Origin of the sequence: Bacillus sp. ATD, from assembly GCF_050585765.1 — a bacterium.
Lineage (GTDB): Bacteria > Bacillota > Bacilli > Bacillales > Bacillaceae > Bacillus > Bacillus stercoris.
The window spans coordinates 156,925-176,671 of the sequence record NZ_JBOBQH010000003.1; the positions used below are offsets into that span (position 1 = coordinate 156,925).

Annotated in this window: 16 protein-coding genes; all 16 read right to left on the reverse strand. The window is 43.0% G+C overall.

Going from position 1 to position 19,747, the window contains the following annotated elements:
• Nucleotides 1-28: 28 nt before the first annotated feature.
• Complete coding sequence (locus ACQXR1_RS09070) at nucleotides 29-988, reverse strand: polysaccharide deacetylase family protein (protein ID WP_069840310.1); 960 nt, start codon at nucleotides 986-988, stop codon at nucleotides 29-31.
• 116 nt (nucleotides 989-1,104) lie between these two features.
• Complete coding sequence (pnp, locus tag ACQXR1_RS09075) at nucleotides 1,105-3,222, reverse strand: polyribonucleotide nucleotidyltransferase (RefSeq protein ID WP_014664000.1); 2,118 nt, start codon at nucleotides 3,220-3,222, stop codon at nucleotides 1,105-1,107.
• A 172-nt stretch (nucleotides 3,223-3,394) separates the two neighbouring features.
• Complete coding sequence (rpsO, locus tag ACQXR1_RS09080) at nucleotides 3,395-3,664, reverse strand: 30S ribosomal protein S15 (RefSeq protein ID WP_003220957.1); 270 nt, start codon at nucleotides 3,662-3,664, stop codon at nucleotides 3,395-3,397.
• 156 nt (nucleotides 3,665-3,820) lie between these two features.
• On the reverse strand, nucleotides 3,821-4,771 hold the full coding sequence (ribF, locus tag ACQXR1_RS09085; RefSeq protein ID WP_243571832.1) for a bifunctional riboflavin kinase/FAD synthetase: 951 nt from the start codon (nucleotides 4,769-4,771) through the stop codon (nucleotides 3,821-3,823).
• Between the two features lie 18 nt (nucleotides 4,772-4,789).
• Nucleotides 4,790-5,719, reverse strand: a complete 930-nt coding sequence (gene truB, locus ACQXR1_RS09090) for a tRNA pseudouridine(55) synthase TruB (protein ID WP_069149607.1) — start codon at nucleotides 5,717-5,719, stop codon at nucleotides 4,790-4,792.
• A gap of 82 nt (nucleotides 5,720-5,801) precedes the next feature.
• Nucleotides 5,802-6,155 (reverse strand): 30S ribosome-binding factor RbfA, encoded by a 354-nt coding sequence (rbfA, locus tag ACQXR1_RS09095; protein WP_009967251.1) that lies wholly within the window; start codon nucleotides 6,153-6,155, stop codon nucleotides 5,802-5,804.
• A 16-nt stretch (nucleotides 6,156-6,171) separates the two neighbouring features.
• Entirely contained in the window at nucleotides 6,172-6,450 is a 279-nt protein-coding gene (locus ACQXR1_RS09100) for a DUF503 domain-containing protein (protein ID WP_003220950.1), read from the reverse strand.
• Nucleotides 6,447-8,594, reverse strand: a complete 2,148-nt coding sequence (gene infB, locus ACQXR1_RS09105; RefSeq protein ID WP_014663997.1) for a translation initiation factor IF-2 — start codon at nucleotides 8,592-8,594, stop codon at nucleotides 6,447-6,449. Before infB ends, ACQXR1_RS09100 begins: the two co-directional genes overlap by 4 nt.
• 19 nt (nucleotides 8,595-8,613) lie before the next feature.
• On the reverse strand, nucleotides 8,614-8,916 hold the full coding sequence (locus tag ACQXR1_RS09110) for a YlxQ family RNA-binding protein (RefSeq protein ID WP_003220946.1): 303 nt from the start codon (nucleotides 8,914-8,916) through the stop codon (nucleotides 8,614-8,616).
• A 1-nt stretch (nucleotide 8,917) separates the two neighbouring features.
• On the reverse strand, nucleotides 8,918-9,193 hold the full coding sequence (rulR, locus tag ACQXR1_RS09115; protein ID WP_014663996.1) for a glucose-induced regulator RulR: 276 nt from the start codon (nucleotides 9,191-9,193) through the stop codon (nucleotides 8,918-8,920).
• Nucleotides 9,194-9,206: 13 nt separating this feature from the next.
• Nucleotides 9,207-10,322 carry a transcription termination factor NusA gene (gene nusA / locus ACQXR1_RS09120; RefSeq protein ID WP_014663995.1) on the reverse strand — a complete coding sequence of 372 codons (1,116 nt, stop codon included), beginning with the start codon at nucleotides 10,320-10,322 and terminating at the stop codon, nucleotides 9,207-9,209.
• 34 nt (nucleotides 10,323-10,356) lie between these two features.
• On the reverse strand, nucleotides 10,357-10,827 hold the full coding sequence (rimP, locus tag ACQXR1_RS09125; RefSeq protein ID WP_014663994.1) for a ribosome maturation factor RimP: 471 nt from the start codon (nucleotides 10,825-10,827) through the stop codon (nucleotides 10,357-10,359).
• A 328-nt stretch (nucleotides 10,828-11,155) separates the two neighbouring features.
• Nucleotides 11,156-15,469, reverse strand: a complete 4,314-nt coding sequence (locus ACQXR1_RS09130) for a PolC-type DNA polymerase III (protein ID WP_168780924.1) — start codon at nucleotides 15,467-15,469, stop codon at nucleotides 11,156-11,158.
• Between the two features lie 108 nt (nucleotides 15,470-15,577).
• Nucleotides 15,578-17,272, reverse strand: coding sequence for a proline--tRNA ligase (gene proS, locus ACQXR1_RS09135; RefSeq protein ID WP_430772024.1), 1,695 nt, complete (start codon nucleotides 17,270-17,272; stop codon nucleotides 15,578-15,580).
• Nucleotides 17,273-17,304: 32 nt separating this feature from the next.
• Nucleotides 17,305-18,573, reverse strand: a complete 1,269-nt coding sequence (gene rseP, locus ACQXR1_RS09140; RefSeq protein WP_014663991.1) for an RIP metalloprotease RseP — start codon at nucleotides 18,571-18,573, stop codon at nucleotides 17,305-17,307.
• A 6-nt stretch (nucleotides 18,574-18,579) separates the two neighbouring features.
• Nucleotides 18,580-19,731 (reverse strand): 1-deoxy-D-xylulose-5-phosphate reductoisomerase, encoded by a 1,152-nt coding sequence (gene dxr / locus ACQXR1_RS09145; protein ID WP_243571835.1) that lies wholly within the window; start codon nucleotides 19,729-19,731, stop codon nucleotides 18,580-18,582.
• Nucleotides 19,732-19,747 lie beyond the last annotated feature (16 nt).

The window sequence follows — 19,747 nt, forward strand, 5'->3', positions numbered from 1 at the left end:
CTATTCAAAGACAAGCTGCCTTCATCTGTTACTTCAATAGTCTTGTTTCATCCATTAGTTCAGTGACTGTTCCAAGTGCGTATCCTTTGTCTTTTATCTTTGTAATCAGCGCTTCAAGACTTTCCGCCGTAGGGTCAGTCGGATGCATTAAAATCATGGCACCATTATGTATCTTGCTTAACACTCTTGTCTGAAGTACAGACGGAGCCGGCTTTTGCCAATCGATTGTATCAACTGTCCACATAACTGTTCCCATCTGTTTCTCAGCTGCAATATCGATAACCGCTTTTCTGAAACTTCCGCTCGGCGGAGCGAACCACTTTGGCTTAACGCCGATCGTTTGTTCTATTTGCTCATTTGTCTTGTCGAGCTGCTCGGAAATTCTTCCTGTAGTCAGTTTGCTCATATCCGGATGATTGTATGAATGATTTCCGATTTCATGTCCGTCTTTTGCAATCTTCTTAGCGAGCTGTTCATTGTTTCTCACCCAATTGCCTTCTAAAAAGAACGTAGCTTTGACATGGTGCTTTTGCAGAATAGGAAGCATTTTTTCCAAATACTCATTTCCCCATGCCACATTGATTAAAAAAGCCACCATCGGTTTGTCAGGATTTCCTTTATAAATAGGCTCAGGCTGAAGTGACTCAAGATGAACGTTTGGTTTTACTTGGCTGTACACCAGGTCATTTTCCCGAAACTCGCCATGCTTTTTCATTTTTTTATATGATTGTTCAATATTGACCTTTAATCCATTGTAGCCAGGAATGCTTTTCCACACTTTATCAATTCTTGCATTCTGGGGCTTAACTTCGTACTCCGGCGCTTTTTGAAGCAATTCTTCATATAACGGGTCTTTGGACGCCGTGACAGTCACCGTATCTTTTTTCATTGCCCCTATATAATCAAGTGCATGCGGATTTTCCATCATCTCAAATGAGACAAAAAAAAGAAATAAAAAAACGGCAAACGGTACAAATTTTTTGTACATGTTCTGTCCCCCCTCACCTCACATTATGAAGAAGAAGGACAAGGTAGAACCCGCCTGCTTTTGAAAAGCTTCAAAATAAAGAAGCCGGGTCTCCCAGGCTCCTTTTATGTTTTCATTTAAGATTGTTGTTCTTCTTTTTCTTTCTCTTCACGGAGCACCGCTTTGCGAGACAAATTCACTCGTCCTTGTTTGTCAATTTCAGTGACCTTGACAAGAATCTCGTCTCCGATCTTCACAACATCTTCAACTTTCCCTACGCGTTCAAGCGCAAGCTCTGAAATGTGCACCAAACCGTCTTTTCCGCTGAAAATTTCAACGAAAGCACCGAATTTTTCAATCCGTTTCACTTTACCTAGGTAAAGCTGGCCGACTTCAACCTCTCTGACAAGGTCTTCAATGATTTTTTTCGCTTTTTGGTTGCCGCTTTCATCTGTAGAGGAAATGAAGATTGTGCCGTCCTGCTCAATATCAATTTTAACACCGGTTTCTTCGATGATCTTATTGATTTGTTTTCCGCTTGGTCCGATGACATCGCGGATTTTATCAGGATTAATGGTCATTGTTAAGATCTTAGGCGCATATCGAGAAAGCTCTTTTCTTGATTCGCTTAATGTTGCAAGCATGCTGTTGAGGATTTCCATTCTGCCCTTTTTCGCCTGCTGAAGCGCTTCTTCAAGAATCTCTCTGGAAAGGCCTTCAATTTTAATGTCCATTTGCAGGGCCGTTACGCCTTTTTCAGTTCCCGCTACTTTAAAGTCCATATCTCCGAGCGCGTCTTCCATGCCTTGGATGTCAGTCAAAACAGTGTAATGTTCGCCTGATTTGACAAGACCCATCGCAATACCAGCAACTGGCGCTTTAATCGGTACACCGGCATCCATCATTGCAAGTGTGCTTGCGCAAATGCTTGCTTGAGACGTAGAACCGTTTGATTCAAGCACTTCTGAAACAAGACGGACAGTATAAGGGAAGTCTTTTTCAGACGGAATAACTGGCTCAAGCGCGCGCTCACCCAGTGCTCCATGTCCGATTTCACGACGTCCCGGTCCGCGCATCGGTCCTGTTTCCCCAACGCTAAATTGCGGGAAGTTGTAGTGATGCATAAACCGTTTCGACTCTTCGACACCTAAGCCATCAAGGATTTGCACATCTCCCAGAGCACCTAGTGTACATACGCTGAGGGCCTGAGTTTGTCCCCTTGTAAATAGACCTGAACCGTGCGTTCTTGGCAAGAGGCCAACCTCTGAAGAAAGCGGGCGGATTTGATCGACACCTCGGCCGTCCGGTCTTACTTTCTCTTCAGTAATCAGGCGGCGAACTTCATTTTTCACCAGCTTGGATAAAATCTGCTTCACTTGCTTGATTGTATCTTCATCATGCTCTTCATCCTCGAATTTTGCCACAACTGCGCTCTTCACTTCGTTAATGGCATCTTCACGAGCATGCTTTTCATGAACTTGGATAGCTTTCAGCAGATCCTCTTCTGCTAAAGCTTTTACTTTTTCGTTAAGCTCTTCATCAATTTCAAAGAGCTTAATTTCTGATTTCTCTTTGCCGACTGCCGCAACAATTTCTTCTTGGAATGCAATCAGGCGTTTAATCTCTTCATGGCCGAACATAATGCCTTCAAGCATGATTTCCTCAGGAACTTCGTCCGCTCCCGCTTCTACCATGTTAATGGCATCTTTCGTGCCGGCAACGACAAGATTGATGTCGCTTTTTTCAAGCTGATCAACTGTTGGGTTAATGATAAATTGATCATCAATGCGTCCGACAGTAACCCCTGCAATTGGTCCTTCAAACGGAATATCCGATACAGAAAGCGCAAGAGATGAACCGAACATGGCAGCCATTTCTGAAGAGCAGTTTTGGTCAACACTCATGACAATGCTGATGACTTGAACTTCATTACGGAATCCATCGGCAAACAAAGGACGGATCGGACGGTCAATTAAACGGCTGGCAAGAACCGCTTTTTCACTCGGGCGTCCTTCTCTTTTAATAAAGCCGCCGGGAATTTTCCCTACCGCATATAATCTTTCTTCATAGTTTACAGTAAGAGGGAAGAAATCAAGCGGTTTTGGTTCTTTTGAAGCGGTTGCTGTACTAAGTACTGCTGTATCACCGTAGCGGATCATCACAGCACCATTTGCCTGTTTGGCAAGCTGGCCGGTTTCAACAGTAAGCGTTCTTCCGGCCCAATCTATGGTAAAGACGTGTTTTTCTTGTCCCATACGATTACGAACTCCTCTCTTCGTTGTGTGAAATTATCAATTACTCCTATTATGAACGAAATGAATTGAACATATCAATGTCAAAGTAGTATGTAAAAGGATTTCAATGATTTGTTATAAGAAATTTCGCTTTAATACGATAAAAAAGCGGGAATCCTCCCGCTTTTTACGATTATCGACGTAAGCCTAGTTTGTTAATTAACTCACGGTAACGAGTTACGTCTTTATTACGTAGATACGTAAGAAGATTACGACGCTTACCTACCATTTTAAGAAGACCGCGACGTGAGTGGTGGTCTTTCTTGTGAGTACGTAAATGCTCGTTCAAGTTGTTAATTGAGTCAGTTAGGATAGCGATCTGAACTTCTGGAGATCCAGTATCAGATTCGTGTGTTTTGAACTCGTTGATGAGTTGGTTTTTACGCTCTTGAGTAATTGCCATCCTGTTTCACCTCCAAATCATATTTAGCCCCAGTTACCTAGCAACCGTCGGTGACTTCGGATTGCCAAGCAATGGTTTTAAGACTACGAAAACTATCATACTAAAAATCGTGCCTATATGCAAATATTTTAGAATAAAATTTGCGTGCGTTGCAAGTTATTTCCGCAAATTGCTGAAATAACGGATGGCTTCCTGCTTATCTTTCTCAATTTGCTCTGTTAATTCTTTGATGCCATTGAATTTCCGCTCGCTCCGAATCCGTTTGTACCATTCGATTTTTATAGCGGCTCCATATACCTCTTGATCGAAATCAAACAGATTGACCTCAATGGAAGGCTGTTCAGGGCGCTTTTCATAAAACGTCGGCTTATAGCCGATATTGCAAACGCCATTGTAGACTTCGCCGTTCACTTCCGCTTTTACGGCATATACACCCGTTGGCGGAACGATATAGCTGTTATTTAAACCGACATTTGCTGTCGGAAACCCGATGGTCCGCCCTCTTTTATCACCATGAATCACAATTCCTTTTATAAAATAAGGCTGTCCAAGCAAGACATTCGCCAATTCAACATCTCCGTTTTGAAGCGCGGTACGGATATACGAAGAACTGATTTTTTTATCCTGCTCTGTTAATTTTTCTACCATGGTGCACTCAGCTTTTCCGTCTAAATCAGCCGGCATTGTCTCCATTGTACCCTTGCCGTATTTGCCGTACGTAAAGTCAAAGCCTGCCACTGCGTGCTGCACATTAAGGCCGATGATATACTGGTCTATAAACTGCTTGGGAGAAAGAGAAGCAAACACTTCGTTAAATTTAACGACATACAGAATTTCTGTACCTAATTGTTCAATTTGGTCTATTTTATCTTCAAGAGGCGTAATTAGATCCTTTGGCTCCTTATCCCTGCCCAAAACGTGAGAAGGATGAGGATGAAAGGTCATCACAGCCAATGTCAGGCCTTTTTCTTCGGTTATTTGCTTCGCTGTGCCGATTACCTTCTGATGTCCAAGATGAACGCCGTCAAAATAACCTAACGCCATCACTGATTTTGCCTGCTCCTCTTTCATTAAATGATGAGGATGTGTAATATGTATCGTCTTCACAGAACGGTCACCTTTTTTCTATTGTTCGCTTTTTTGCATCAATACTTTTGCCGGCTTTAACAGCCCTTTTTTCGCAGGATGGGGGAGATAGATCGCCAAACAGCTTCCGGATTCAGTAAAGACGGCAATTCGGTCTTCACTTGTCATTTCAGAAAACTGCTCGGGCGTCTCAAGCAAAGCCCCATTTTCTACTTTCTTAGCTAATGTATCACTTATGATCCATTTCGGCAAATGATTAAGCGCACGTTCAATAGGGACTATATGCTCTTCCACGGTTCCGGATTGGACCTGTGCCTCCAGTTCGTCAAAAGTAAAGCATTCGTCGAGAGAAAAATCTCCGGATGCCGTACGGATTAAATGAGACATATGAGCCGGATATCCGAGCTTTTCACCGATCATGACCGCCAGCGTCCTTACATAGGTCCCTTTGGAGCATGTCACTGTAAACCGGAAGCTTGCAGTTTCTCCATTATGTTTAATTTCTGTTGTTAGGGCAATGTCTTCAATGGTAATCATACGTTTCGGACGTTCTACTTCAATCCCCGCTCTTGCGTATTCGTATAATTTTTTGCCGTTTACTTTTACAGCGGAATACATGGGCGGAATTTGTTCTTGTTTGCCCTTTAAACTGTTTAAAACCTTTTCTGCATCGGCTTTATCAATGTCATGATTGACAGGCTTTGTTTCCACCGTTTCTCCGGTTTGATCCTCTGTTGTCGTTGAAAAGCCAAGCGTTATTTCCGCATCATATGTTTTAGATTTTTCAGTTAAGTATTCGACTATTTTGGTCGCTCTTCCCACACAAATCGGAAGCACGCCTGACACTTCTGGATCGAGCGTTCCCGTATGTCCTACTTTTTTTGTTTTCAACAGTTTTCGGATCTTCATGACACAGTCGTGCGATGTCATGCCAACAGGTTTATGTAAAAGGAGAACTCCGTTAACCATTTGCCTTTCACTCCTTCTTTTTTAGCTTTTTTCTTATAAACGAAGAAAGAGGACAGACGATATACGCCTATCCTCTCATTTTTTATTCAGATGGTTTCTCTGAATGTAATTCGTGAATCAATGTTTCGATTCGATTTCCGTAATCGATTGATTCATCGAACTCAAATTCAATTTCAGGCGTTTTACGAAGTCTGATGCGGCTGCCGATTTCGGATCGGATAAATCCTTTCGCTTTTGCCAGCCCTTTCAGTGCTTCTTCCCGTTTTTTCTCGTCACCGAGAACCGAGATATACACCTTTGCAATTTGCAAATCACCTGATACACGTACATCCGTTACTGTCAGAAAACCAATTCTCGGGTCTTTCAGCTTGCGGCTGATAATATCACCGAGTTCTTTTTTCATTTGCTCGCCGACACGGTTTGCTCTCATACTCAATTCAATCACCTCTAAGTTAAAACCACTCTGTCCTAGTGATCGTCCGTTCAATTTCAGGAAAAGAATCGATAAACGCTAGGACGCGCTGTAGTTCTTTTTCTGTTTGAACGCGAGAGGAAGAAACAGCGGCGATTCCGAAGCTGGTTCTTTGCCAGGTGTCCTGATAGCCAATCTCCGAAATCGAAACATTGAACTTGTTTTGAACCCTGGTTAAAATCCGCTTCAGAACGGCGCGCTTTTCTTTTAGCGATCCTGCATCATAAATGATGCATTCACACTCCGCAAATCCGATCACGTTCTTTCAATTTCTTGCATGACAAACGCTTCAAGGATGTCACCTTCGCGAATGTCATTGTATTTCTTAATTGTAATACCACATTCATAGCCTTGTGAAACTTCTTTCACATCGTCTTTAAAGCGTTTCAGAACATCTACTTCGCCTTCGAAGATGACGACGCCGTCACGAATTAAACGGAGGCCGCTGTCGCGAGTAATGGTTCCTTCAGTAACATATCCGCCAGCAATTGTACCAATTTTAGATACTTTGAATGTTTGGCGCACTTCTACTTGACCAATTACTTTTTCTTCATATTCAGGATCAAGCATACCTTTCATGGCAGCTTCAATCTCGTCGATTACTTTGTAAATGATACGGTGAAGTCGAATATCTACATTTTCAGCTTCAGCCGTACTCTTAGCATTTCCGTCCGGTCTCACATTAAACCCGATAACAATTGCATTGGAAGCAGATGCCAAGATAATGTCAGATTCAGTAATCGCACCAACGCCTGTATGGATGATTTTCACTTTAACGCCTTCTACTTCAATTTTTTGAAGTGCAGCCGTTAAAGCTTCAGCAGATCCTTGAACGTCAGCTTTTACGATGAGATTGATGTCTTTTACATCACCTTGTTTAATTTGCTCGAATAAGTCATCAAGACTGAGCTTCGCTTTATCGCTGCGCTGCTCTTCAAGCTGTTTCGAAGCACGGGCTTCACCGACAGAACGAGCTGTTTTTTCATCCTTAAAGACAAGGAATTGGTCTCCCGCTTGAGGGACATCATTCAAACCGGTAATTTCAACCGGAGTAGACGGACCGGCAGTTTTTACACGGCGGCCAATGTCGTTGACCATCGCACGGACACGGCCAAATGTATTGCCGACTACGATCGGGTCACCGACATGCAGTGTTCCAGTCTGCACGAGCAATGTCGCGACTGACCCTCTGCCTTTATCGAGTTCAGCTTCAATAACCGTTCCTTTTGCCTGACGGTTCGGGTTCGCTTTCAATTCCTCTACCTCACTGACAAGCAAGATCATTTCAATGAGCTCATCAATGCCTTTTCCAGTTAAAGCGGAAAGCGGCACAAAAATGGTTTCTCCGCCCCAAGCTTCAGGGACAAGTCCGTATTCCGTCAGTTCTTGCATCACACGGTCAGGGTTTGCGGATTCTTTATCAATTTTATTCACAGCAACGATGATTGGAACCTCTGCTGCTTTAGCATGGTTAATCGCTTCTACTGTTTGCGGCATGACACCGTCATCGGCAGCTACGACGAGAATCGTAATATCCGTTACTTCTGCACCGCGTGCACGCATCGTTGTAAATGCGGCGTGGCCCGGTGTATCCAAGAACGTGATTTTCTTGCCGTTCTCTTCAATTTGATAAGCGCCGATATGCTGAGTGATACCGCCTGCTTCTCCTTCAACAACCTTTGTTTTACGGATGCTGTCAAGAAGCGTCGTTTTCCCATGGTCAACGTGGCCCATGATTGTTACAACAGGTGGACGAATTTCAAGATCCTCTTCTTTATCAGGCTCTTCGTATTTTTCCAGCTCTGTTTCTTCAAGCACAATGACCTCTTCTGTTTCAACACCATATTCTGATGCAATGAGTTCGATTGTGTCTTTATCAAGCTCTTGGTTAATGGTTGCCATTACGCCAAGAAGCATCAGCTTTTTAATGATTTCTGAAGGCTCTTTGCCAAGCTCTTCAGCAAGTGCGCCAACTGTTAAAGTTCCAGAGAATGTAATTTTCTCAGGAAGCTCTTTTTTCGGTTTTACAGGCTTTTGCTGATGTTGGTTTTTATTGTTGTGGTTGCGTTTATTTTTTTTGTTGTTGTTATTCTTCTTGTTTTTGTTAAATTGATTATTCTGCACGTCATTCTTCTTTCCGTCTCGAATTTTGTTTGGTTGATTTCCAGCTGATTGCTGATTAACCCCTTGTGGCTGTTTGTTTTTGTTCGTTTCTGCTGGCTTTTGAGATTTAGCGGCAGCGCCGCCTTTTTTATATTTGGCATCAAGCTTTTTAATGGCCTTTTCTTCTAGCATGGCCATGTGATTATTCACTTCTAAATCCATGTTTTTCAGTGCGGTCAAAATTTCCTTACTTGAAACATTTAACGCTTTTGCATATTCGTATACTCTCATTTTAGCCATTCGTTCACCCCCAAAAATATTAATCGAGCAAGCTGATCAGCTTATTCGCAAAACCTTGGTCAGTGACGGCGACAACGACACGGGCTTCTTTACCGATAGAGCGTCCAAGAACCGCGCGACTCTCGACTTTTTTATAAGGGACTTTATAATAATTGCACTTGTCGGTTACTTTTTTTGCTGTGTTAGATGATGCATCCTCTGTAAGCAGGACAAGCTTTGCACGCGCATTCCTGATTTCTTTTATCACCAAGTCTTCGCCTGACACGACCTTACGAGCTCGATTGGCCAGACCCAGCAAGGGAAACCATTCCATTCCAGACATTTTATTTTTTCACCTTTTCCGCCAGTTCCAGCAATTCATCGAAAATCTGGTCATCGATTTGTGATTGAAATTGATTTTGCAAAGTGTTTTTCTTTTTTGCTGCTAAGATGCACTCTTTATCCAGCGTTAAATAAGCACCCCGCCCGTTCTTTTTGCCGGTCGGGTCTACTGAGATATCGCCTTCTTTCGACCGTACAACTCGGATCAGTTCCTTTTTAGGCTTCATTTCACCAGTCACTACACATTTGCGTAATGGGATCTTTTTGTGTTTATTCACCTAAAGTCACCTCTTATTCATCCGATTCAGCAGTTTCAGGCTCTGTAAAGAGCGGCTCATCGTCTTCTTCAAGTTCTCTCGGATAGATTCCAAGTTCTCTTGCGTCTGTTTCGCTCTTAATATCAATCTTCCAGCCTGTCAGTTTAGCAGCTAAGCGTGCGTTTTGTCCTCTTTTGCCAATCGCCAAAGACAGCTGGTAATCAGGAACAATAACAGTTGTCGCTTTTTCTTCTTCATTAACGATGACATCAAGCACTTTGGAAGGGCTGAGCGCATTCGCGACAAATTCTACAGGATCACTGGACCAGTTGACAATGTCAATTTTTTCACCTTTTAATTCATTGACGATTGCTTGCACACGCTGGCCTTTAGGGCCTACGCATGAACCGACAGGATCCACATCAGGATCATCTGTGCGGACAGAAATTTTTGAACGGTCGCCGGCTTCTCTGGCAACAGATTTTAGCTCGACAGTTCCATCATAAATTTCAGGCACTTCAATTTCAAACAAACGCTTTAACAGGCCTGGATGTGTTCTCGACACGTAGATCTGCGGGCCCTTCGTTGTTTTTTCTACTTTTGTGATAAATACCTTAATGCGGTCATGAGGCTTGTAGCTTTCATTCGGCATTTGCTCATTAACCGGAAGTAAGGCTTCTATTTTGCCTAAAGACACGTAGATAAATTTATTGTCCAGACGCTGGACGATACCTGTCATGATGTCTTCTTCACGGTCGATAAATTCAGAATAAATCACACCGCGCTCAGCTTCGCGCACACGCTGTGTGACGACCTGCTTTGCTGTTTGAGCAGCTATGCGCCCGAAATCCTTAGGAGTTACTTCGATTTCGACGACATCGCCGACCATATATTCCGGATGGATGCCCTGCGCTTCTTCGATAGAGATCTCTAATCTCTGGTCGTATACTTCGTCAACGACATCTTTTCTTGCAAATACACGGATGGAGCCAGTTTCACGGTTTAGATCCACCCGTACATTTTGCGCTTGATTAAAATTCCGCTTATAAGCAGAAATTAACGCAGCTTCGATTGCTTCAATGATAATTTCTTTACTGATGCCTTTTTCTTTTTCAAGAATCGTGAGAGCATCTAATAATTCACTGCTCATTTAACGGTCTCCCCCCTTAAAACATTTGTATTCATTAGAATGTAACAGCTAATCTTGCATTAGCTATCTTTTCATACGGAATATTGACCCGTTTCTTTCTTGTTTTGATCGTGATCTCAACTGTCACTGTTTGTCCATCAAATTCAGCCAGTTCACCTTCAAACACTTTTACGCCTTCAATAGGCTCGTACGTCTTAATGTATACATTTTTTCCAAGTGATTTTTCGAAATCGGCTTTTTTCTTTAGCGGACGCTCAGCTCCTGGAGATGAGACTTCAAGAAAGTAATTTTGGCTAATTGGGTCTGCCTCATCAAGCTTTTCGCTTAAAGCTTCGCTTACTTTGGCACATTCCTCAATATCCACACCGTCATCGGAATCAATAAACACGCGAAGGAACCAGCTTTGGCCCTCTTTGACAAATTCAATGTCAACGAGTTCCAGCTGAAGGCTGTCTACGATTGGCTGAGCCATTTCTTGAACGGTGTCAGTCACTTTTTTGCTCATGTTCTTCCTCCTTGTGCTGTCGATCTCATATTCGTCTCGTCACTCTGCATAAAAACCCTGCTTCAAAAGAGCAGGGGCTAAAAAGTAAACGATGAACATGTCGAGACAAAATTCTCTTGTTCAATACAAAAGAGCGGGTTTCCCCACTCTTTGCCTCGGTAATCGTTAGCATTTCCAATAAAACTATACCATAACCATATTTTTATTGCAAATGGATATACGCTTACCTTCATACCTAAGCAAGTGACAGAAACTCTAATAATACGATGACACTTTTTGCGCATATGTATGCATAGAAGCAGAATTTCCGAGAAATTCTGCTTCTATGTTAAAACAGTGACAATTGGTTTTGATCAGGCAGTGATTCCAGACAGCCATGGCGATCTAAATACTCCAAAATCGTTTTTGATACTTTCCCTCTCTTTTGCAAATCTTCTTTTGAGAGGAATTCGCCTTCTTCACGAGCTTTTACAATGTTCAAAGCAGCGTTCGTTCCTAATCCAGGGATAGAGTTAAACGGCGGGATAAGACTGTTGCCGTCAATAATAAACTCTGTAGCGCTGGAGCGATATAAATCGACTTTTTGGAATGAATAGCCTCTCTCACACATCTCAAGCGCTAATTCTAAAACAGTCAGAAGGTTCTTTTCCTTCGGTGAAGCATCAAGTCCTTTAGCGTTTATATCCTCCATAACCGCTCTGATTGCTGTAGAGCCCTTGATCATTGTATCGATATCAAAGTCGTCCGCACGAACGGTAAAATAAGCCGCATAATACAAAAGAGCATGATGCACTTTAAAGTAAGCAATGCGGACTGCCATTAATACATATGCCGCGGCGTGGGCTTTCGGGAACATGTATTTAATCTTTTTACAAGAATCAATATACCAGTCTGGGACATTGTTATTTTTCATTTCTTCTTCCCATTCAGGCGTTAATCCTTTTCCTTTACGCACAAATTCCATGATTTTAAAGGCAAGGGACGGCTCAAGGCCTTGATAGATTAAATACACCATGATGTCATCACGGCAGCCGATAACCTCACTCAGCTCACAAATATTATTGTGGATGAGTTCCTGCGCATTGCCTAGCCATACATCAGTTCCGTGAGACAAGCCTGAAATCTGAACAAGCTCTGAAAAAGTTGTCGGCTTAGTATCTTCAAGCATCTGCCGGACAAATCGGGTTCCGAATTCAGGAATTCCAAGCGTGCCCGTTTTACAGCCGATCTGTTCTTCCGTCACACCGAGTGATTCGGTTCCCTGGAAGATCTTCATCACTTCAGGATCATCCGTCGGAATTGTTTTTGGATCTATTCCGCTTAAGTCTTGAAGCATCCGAATGACAGTCGGATCATCGTGTCCGAGAATATCCAGTTTTAACAGGTTGTCATGGATGGAGTGGAAATCAAAATGAGTCGTTTTCCACTCTGAACCTGTGGCATCTGCCGGGAACTGAATCGGTGAAAAATCATAAATATCCATATAATCCGGAACTACGATAATACCGCCGGGGTGCTGTCCAGTTGTACGTTTTACACCTGTGCATCCCTGTACGAGCCTATCTATTTCGGCACCGCGCATATGAAGATCATTGTCTCCGGCATAGCCTTTTACATAACCGTAGGCTGTTTTTTCTGCCACCGTGCCTATTGTACCCGCACGATATACATTGTCTTCTCCGAACAGCACTTTTGTGTAATTGTGTGCCTGCGGCTGATATTCTCCCGAGAAGTTCAAATCGATATCAGGTACTTTGTCCCCTTTAAATCCTAAGAACGTTTCAAATGGAATATCATGGCCGTCTTTTTTCAAAGGTGTTCCGCAATGAGGACATGTTTTGTCAGGCAGATCAAAACCAGAACCGACAGAACCGTCATTAAAGAACTCAGAATGCTGGCACTCAGGACAAACATAGTGCGGCGGCAGCGGGTTTACCTCGGTAATCTCAGTAAGTGTCGCAACTAATGAAGATCCTACGGAACCACGGGAACCAACGAGATACCCGTCATCTAGTGAACGTTTTACAAGTTTGTGAGAGATCAAGTAAATAACAGCAAAGCCGTGGCCAATGATACTCTTTAATTCTTTTTCAATCCGTGCTTCGACAATTTCAGGCAGCTCTTCCCCGTAAATGCTTCTTGCACGCTGATAGCTCATTTCTCTGATCTCTTCATCGGCGCCTTCGATTTTCGGCGTATATAAATCATCTTTAATCGGCTTGATGTCATCAACTAAAGATGCAACCTTTTGGGTATTGGTGACTACGATTTCCTTCGCTTTTTCTTCGCCTAAGAAAGAAAAAGCTTCAAGCATTTCGTCTGTCGTTCTGAAATGCACTTTTGGCAGCTCGTGCCTGTTCAGCGGATTTGCCCCGCCTTGTGAGGATATTAAAATCTTTCTGTAGATTTTATCCTCATCATTCAAGTAATGAACATTTCCCGTAGCAACAACCGGTTTATTAAGCTTTTCCCCCAGTTTGGTGATATTCGCGATGATTTCTTTCAGCGCTTTTTCATCACGGACCAATTCAAGCTCCAGCAAGTGACGGTACACTTCAGGCGGCTGAACCTCAAGATAATCATAGAATGACGCGATGTCTTCCACCTCTTCAGGCGATTTTTGCATCATTCCTTCAAAAACCTCTCCCCTGTCACAGGCTGAACCGATCAGAAGCCCTTCCCTGTATTTCTCAAGCTGAGATCTCGGAATACGGGGCACTCTGTAAAAATAATGAATATGAGATAGTGACACAAGCTTAAATAAATTTTTGAGTCCCGTGCTGTTCACGGCAAGCAATGTGGCGTGATACGGTCTTGATCTTTGATAAGCATTGGACTGACCCATATTTTCATTCAGCTCATCATGATATTGAATGCCTTTTTCAGCTGCGTCCTTCAACATTTTCAGAAGCAAATAAGCAGTCGCCTCAGTATCATAGATCGCACGGTGGTGCTGTGTGAGTTCGATATCGAACTTTTTACAAAGCGTGTTCAACCGGTGGTTCTTAAATTCCGGATAGAGAAAACGGCCAAGTTCAAGTGTATCAATGACCGGGTTTTTCGCTTTATCGACTTCAAGAAGCTTTTTGTAGGCTACATTTAAGAACCCCATATCAAAGCTTGCATTATGAGCGACAAGGATATCATCGCCAATCCATTCCCTAAAATCTCTTATGACATCTACGACATCCGGAGCGTCGCGCAGCATATCATCGGTGATGCCTGTCAGCTCTATAATTGTGGCGGAAAGCGGACGATGCGGGTTCGCAAACGCCTCAAATTTATCAATAATTTCTCCGCCTTTTACTTTTACTGCAGCCAGCTCAATAATGGTATCGTATACAGCAGACAATCCTGTCGTCTCAACGTCAAAAACAACATATGTTTCTTCCTCGAGCAGACGATGTGCGGCATTATAAGCAATTGGCACGCCATCATCCACGAGATTCGCTTCCATCCCGTACATCATTTTAATTCCATGCTTTTTGGCCGCAGAATACGCATCAGGGAAGGATTGAACGACAGCATGGTCAGTCAAAGCGATGGCCTCATGCCCCCATTTTTTCGCTTGTTCGACAAGCTTTCCGATACCCGTAACAGCATCCATTTGGCTCATTGGGGAATGAAGATGCAATTCCACTCTCTTTTCTCCTTCAGGTGCTGAATCTTCACGGGTTTTTGCTTTTATTTCGTTTACGTCATTTGCGATCATGACAAGATCTCTGACAAATGTATCATTTTGAATGCTTCCGCGTGCTTTTACCCACATTCCTTTTTTCAGAGACTTCATCAGTGCCGCATCTTCTTTTTCACGTGCAAACATTTTGATTAAAATACTATTTGTATAGTCTGTAATTTTAAAGATGCACAGCGTGCGCCCGCTTTTCAGCTCGCGCGTCTCCACATCAAACACATAACCTTGGACCGTAATTCTCCGTTCCTCGTCCATGATGCTGTCAAGTGTCCGGATTTCCTCGTTATCTTTAATCTGATAACCGATGACTAGAGGACCAGATGGAGCTTGGTCTTCATCACTTTCTTTATCTTTCTTCTCCATTTCAATCAAGGCCTGCATAGCCCGCTCTTGGTCTTCTGCAAGCTTTTGCTCCCGAAACTTTTGAACTTCCTGCTCGGATACAAATATTTCAGCATCAAGCTGAAGATCCGGAAAGCCAAATTGACGGTAGCCTGCTTGAATCATGGAACTGTATTTGTTCTTTAGCGCAGCCGCTTCTGTATCCGTTTTGGTTTTGACAATCAGTTTATTGCCCTTCAGCTTCGGTTTTTGCTGGTTTAAAAGACTGATAATCGGCGGCGAAATGCCCTGCAGTTCTTCAATGCAGCGTGACCAGTAGTCTTGAACAATACTTTCACTGACCTCGTTATCCTGAACTTCAATTGAAGATGTCACTTTTGCTATGTGGGCAAACGATTGCGTCAGCCTCGTTGTTAATGTGTCATATATTTGAAAAGGCAGCAAAGATTTAAATTGAAAATGAAAATGCCAAGACTTAGAAGCTTTGTGTATTGTCAGCTTTTTAATCTCGCCATCTTCAAAGTATGTCATGAAGGTATCATCTGTCATATTAATCTGCTGCAGAAGAATTTGAAACTGCCTTCTGTTTACTGATAACTGTTCCATTAAGACAGTATCCCTCCCTAAAAACATCATAAGTGAAGGTACCTCAGGCAATGAGGTACCTTCTATTATTTCTATTTTAACATGTTTTTTGATAAATCGTTATGGTGATTACTGCTTGCTGATAAATGCGGATAATTCGTCTACTGAAATCTCAGTTGACTCACCTGTTTGGCGGATTTTCACTTCGACAATGCCTTCGTCAGCCCGTTTTCCAACAGTGATGCGAATTGGAAGGCCGATGAGATCTGAATCAGCGAATTTTACGCCGGCACGCTCAGCACGGTCGTCATAGAGCACTTCATAGCCTTCAGCTTTTAAATCGGCATACAGCTTTTCAGCAAGCTCTCTTTGCCCATCGTTTTTCATGTTCAAAGCAAGAATATGAAGATCGTACGGTGCAACGCTTTTTGGCCATATTAAGCCTTTTTCATCATGATGCTGTTCAACAATAGCAGAAAGCGTTCTTGACACACCGATTCCGTAACAGCCCATCAGCATTGGCTGCGCGCGTCCATTTTCATCTAGATATGTCGCATTCATCGCTTCTGAATAGCGTGTTCCAAGCTTAAAGACTTGTCCGACCTCGATCCCCTCAGCAAAACGGATCGTTCCCTTGCCGTCTGGTGAAGGATCGCCTTCCTTAATAAAACGAAGATCTGCAAACTCTTTAATTTGGGCGTCACGGTTCACATTGACATTTTGATAATGATGATCTCCTTCATTTGCTCCGGCAACAGCATTGACCATTGTCTTCACAGCTTGATCGGCATATACTTCCACATCCTGATGAATACCGATAGGGCCTATAAACCCTGGTTCTGTTCCGAGCTGCTGAATGACCTCTTCATGTGTGGCAAGCTCTACAACCTCTGCATGAAGCAAGTTTTTCACTTTAATATCGTTAACCTCATGGTCCCCTCTAACAAGCACTAGGACAAAACGGTCATCGGCTTTAAACAATACTGACTTAATGCATGCTTCAGCAGAAACCTGTAAGAACGCAGTCAGTTCTTCAATTGTTTTCACGTTAGGCGTATGAACCTTCTCTAGAGCTTTAGGCTCTTCATTTGAAGGGACTTCCTGGTAAAGAACTTCAGCCATTTCGATATTAGCCGCGTACTGTGATTCATCAGAATACGCAATCGTATCCTCTCCGATCGCAGAAAGCGCCATAAATTCGTGCGTATCCTTTCCTCCCATTGCGCCTGAATCAGCAATAACAGGTCTTACATTAATGCCGCAGCGGGCAAAAATATTTGAATAAGCCTCATACATTTTTTGATACGTTTCATCCAGGCTCTCTGCAGATGCATGGAATGAGTACGCATCCTTCATAATAAATTCGCGGCCTCTTAACAAACCGAAGCGAGGACGTTTTTCATCTCTGAACTTAGACTGAATTTGATACAGAGTCAGAGGGAGACGCTTATAAGATTTAACCTCATCGCGAACAAGCGAAGTGATAACTTCTTCATGCGTTGCCCCTAAAGCAAATTCACGGCCATGACGGTCTTTTAGTCTCATCAGTTCGGGACCATACGTATACCATCTGCCTGATTCCTGCCATGTCTCAGCCTGCTGCAATGCGGGCATGAGCATTTCTACGGCATCAATTTTCTCCATTTCTTCTCGAACAATCTGCTGAATGTTTTGAATCACCTTATACGCAAGAGGCATATAGCTGTATACCCCGCTCGTATTCTGTCTGATAAATCCTGCTCTCAGAAGAAGCTGATGACTTTTTGCTTCGGCATCAGCTGGAACTTCACGGAGCGTAGGAATAAGCGTCAAGCTTTGTCTCATTTCTTCGCACCTCTGATTGATTTACTTTTCGTTTACAAAAACAGCCGCTGGATATCGTTCCATGTGACGACCAGCATAAGAAGCATTAAGAAAGCTACTCCGATAAACACAACAAATGCTTCTTTTTCCCTGTTAATCGGTTTGCCCCGAATCGCTTCAATAAATAGAAATAACAGTCTTCCCCCGTCAAGTGCCGGAATCGGAAGCAAGTTGACAATCCCAAGGTTAATGCTTAAAAACGCAGCAAACTGAAATAAGTTCACTATCCCTGTTTTCGCCACTTGGTCTGTCATGTCATATATGCCGACAGGACCTGACAGCATATCAAGTTTAAATTGGCCTGTTACTAATTTGCTCAGGTTGGTTAAAATGGCTTTGGTGACATCAACGGTTGATGTCGCGCCATAAGCCACCGCTGAAAGAACGCCTTTTTCAGTCGGCGCATAGGAGCCGAAACGTCCGATTGTTTTTTTATTCTCATCTTTAACAGCTTCCGGAGTCACTGAAATATGAAGCGTTTTGTTATCTCTTTTTACTGCAACGTCCATTTCTTTTTCCGGGTTTTCTTTTACAGCGGAGACAATGTCAGTCCAAGACCTCATTTTTTCTCCGTTGATGCTTTGGATGTAATCCCCTTCTTTTAGCCCTGCTTCGGCCGCCCGTCCATTGTCTGTCAGCTGTCCGAGCATAGGCTCATTTGACGGTACACCTTGAATCAGCCCAAGCATCACTAAAATGACGTAAGCTAAAATAAAGTTCATAATCGGTCCTGCAGCAATGGCTTTGATCCGCTTCCACACAGGTTTGGAACCAAATTGGCGATTATACGGCGCAATCTGCACTTCTTCTCCGTCTACAATGAAAAAGGATGTTTCGCTGACCGTAAAGCTGGAAAGTTCGTCCTCTTTCCCTTGTTCATAACCGGTAATCTTCATGTCATGCTCTAAATCCGCTGTTTCCACTTCAATGACTAAAGCATCCGGATATTTTTCCTTTTGATTGATGATGACTTTCTCAACTTGATCTTCTTTATTAAACAGAAGCCCAACCGTGTAACCGGGTTTCACCTCAATCATTTCCGGATCTTCGCCGGCCATACGAACAAATCCGCCGACCGGAAGCAGCCTGATCGTATAAACTGTTTCATTTTTTTTGAAAGAAAAAATCTTTGGACCGAAGCCGATCGCAAATTCACGGCAGAGAATTCCCGCTCTTTGGGCTAGCAATAAATGGCCCAGTTCATGGAAGAAAACGAGCGTTCCGAAAATAATGATAAACGCTATAACTGTATTCACGAACATACCACCTTATGTGAGTATTGAATTGACGTATCCCCGGGTATCTTTGTCCACTTCTTGAATGTCCGCCAGGCTCGGTTTTTTCAGTAATTGATGGCGGGTTAGTGCCTTTTCGATACAGTCTTCAATAGCCAAAAACGGTATCTTGCCGGCTAAAAAGGCAGCGACAGCTACTTCATTTGCCGCATTTAGCACTGTCGGCATTGTTCCTCCTATTTTACCTGATTCAAATGCAAATTGTAAGCATCGGAACCTGTCAAAATCAGCTTTCTCAAAATGAAGGCTGCCGATTTCCCATAATTCAAGCCTTTTCGCATCTGGTAATGGCAACCGGTCAGGATATGTGAGCGCATATTGAATTGGGACTCTCATATCCGGAGTTCCAAGCTGCGCGATCACACTTTTATCATGAAACTCAACCATTGAATGGATGATGCTCTCCTTATGTAAAACCACATCAATTTGTTCATAAGGTATATCGAAAAGCCAATGTGCCTCGATCACCTCTAATCCCTTATTCATCATTGTAGCCGAATCAATTGTAATTTTTGCACCCATTGACCAATTCGGATGTTTTAATGCATCCTCAACAGTTACTGATTCGAGCTCCTCCCGCGTCTTGTCCCGAAAGCTTCCGCCTGATGCCGTAATGATGAGGCGTTCAATGTTTTTGGCCTGTTCGCCTTGGAGGGCTTGAAAAATGGCTGAATGCTCACTGTCAACAGGCAGCAGCGGAACATCATATTTCTTAGCATGTTCTTTTACTATATGCCCTGCAGTGACAAGAGTTTCCTTATTTGCAAGCGCAATTGTTTTTTTCTGTTCAATCGCCTTTAATGTCGGGATTAGGCCAACGCTGCCGAGCAAAGCGTTGACAACAATGTCAACCTCCTCCATTACTGCTGCTTCTATCAGTCCTTCTTCTCCCAGCCCGATTTGGCATTCAAAAGAAAAAGACATTTGTTTTAGTTTATGATATGTATCCAGATCACCGACAGAGACAAATTTCGGCTGAAAGGCCTCAATCATCGGAACGGCCTTATCAATATTTCTGCCAAACGACATAGATACCAGCTGAAATTGATCTTGATGTGCACGCAGTACGTCAAGAGTCTGTTCGCCGATTGATCCTGTTGCTCCTAAAAGACAAATATTTTTCAAAGTTGCCACTACTCCT

Bases quoted from the DNA above. Each gene is read 5' to 3' on its own strand.
- ACQXR1_RS09110 (WP_003220946.1), bottom strand. From the start codon at position 8,916: ATGTCTGGAATGGAATGGTTTCCCTTGCTGGGTCTGGCCAATCGAGCT.
- rimP (WP_014663994.1), bottom strand. From the start codon at position 10,827: ATGAGCAAAAAAGTGACTGACACCGTTCAAGAAATGGCTCAGCCAATC.
- truB (WP_069149607.1), bottom strand. From the start codon at position 5,719: ATGGTTAACGGAGTTCTCCTTTTACATAAACCTGTTGGCATGACATCG.
- proS (WP_430772024.1), bottom strand. From the start codon at position 17,272: ATGAGACAAAGCTTGACGCTTATTCCTACGCTCCGTGAAGTTCCAGCT.
- rpsO (WP_003220957.1), bottom strand. From the start codon at position 3,664: ATGGCAATTACTCAAGAGCGTAAAAACCAACTCATCAACGAGTTCAAA.
- infB (WP_014663997.1), bottom strand. From the start codon at position 8,594: ATGGCTAAAATGAGAGTATACGAATATGCAAAAGCGTTAAATGTTTCA.
- ACQXR1_RS09070 (WP_069840310.1), bottom strand. From the start codon at position 988: ATGTACAAAAAATTTGTACCGTTTGCCGTTTTTTTATTTCTTTTTTTT.
- rseP (WP_014663991.1), bottom strand. From the start codon at position 18,573: ATGTTCGTGAATACAGTTATAGCGTTTATCATTATTTTCGGAACGCTC.
- nusA (WP_014663995.1), bottom strand. From the start codon at position 10,322: ATGAGCAGTGAATTATTAGATGCTCTCACGATTCTTGAAAAAGAAAAA.
- pnp (WP_014664000.1), bottom strand. From the start codon at position 3,222: ATGGGACAAGAAAAACACGTCTTTACCATAGATTGGGCCGGAAGAACG.
- ACQXR1_RS09130 (WP_168780924.1), bottom strand. From the start codon at position 15,469: ATGGAACAGTTATCAGTAAACAGAAGGCAGTTTCAAATTCTTCTGCAG.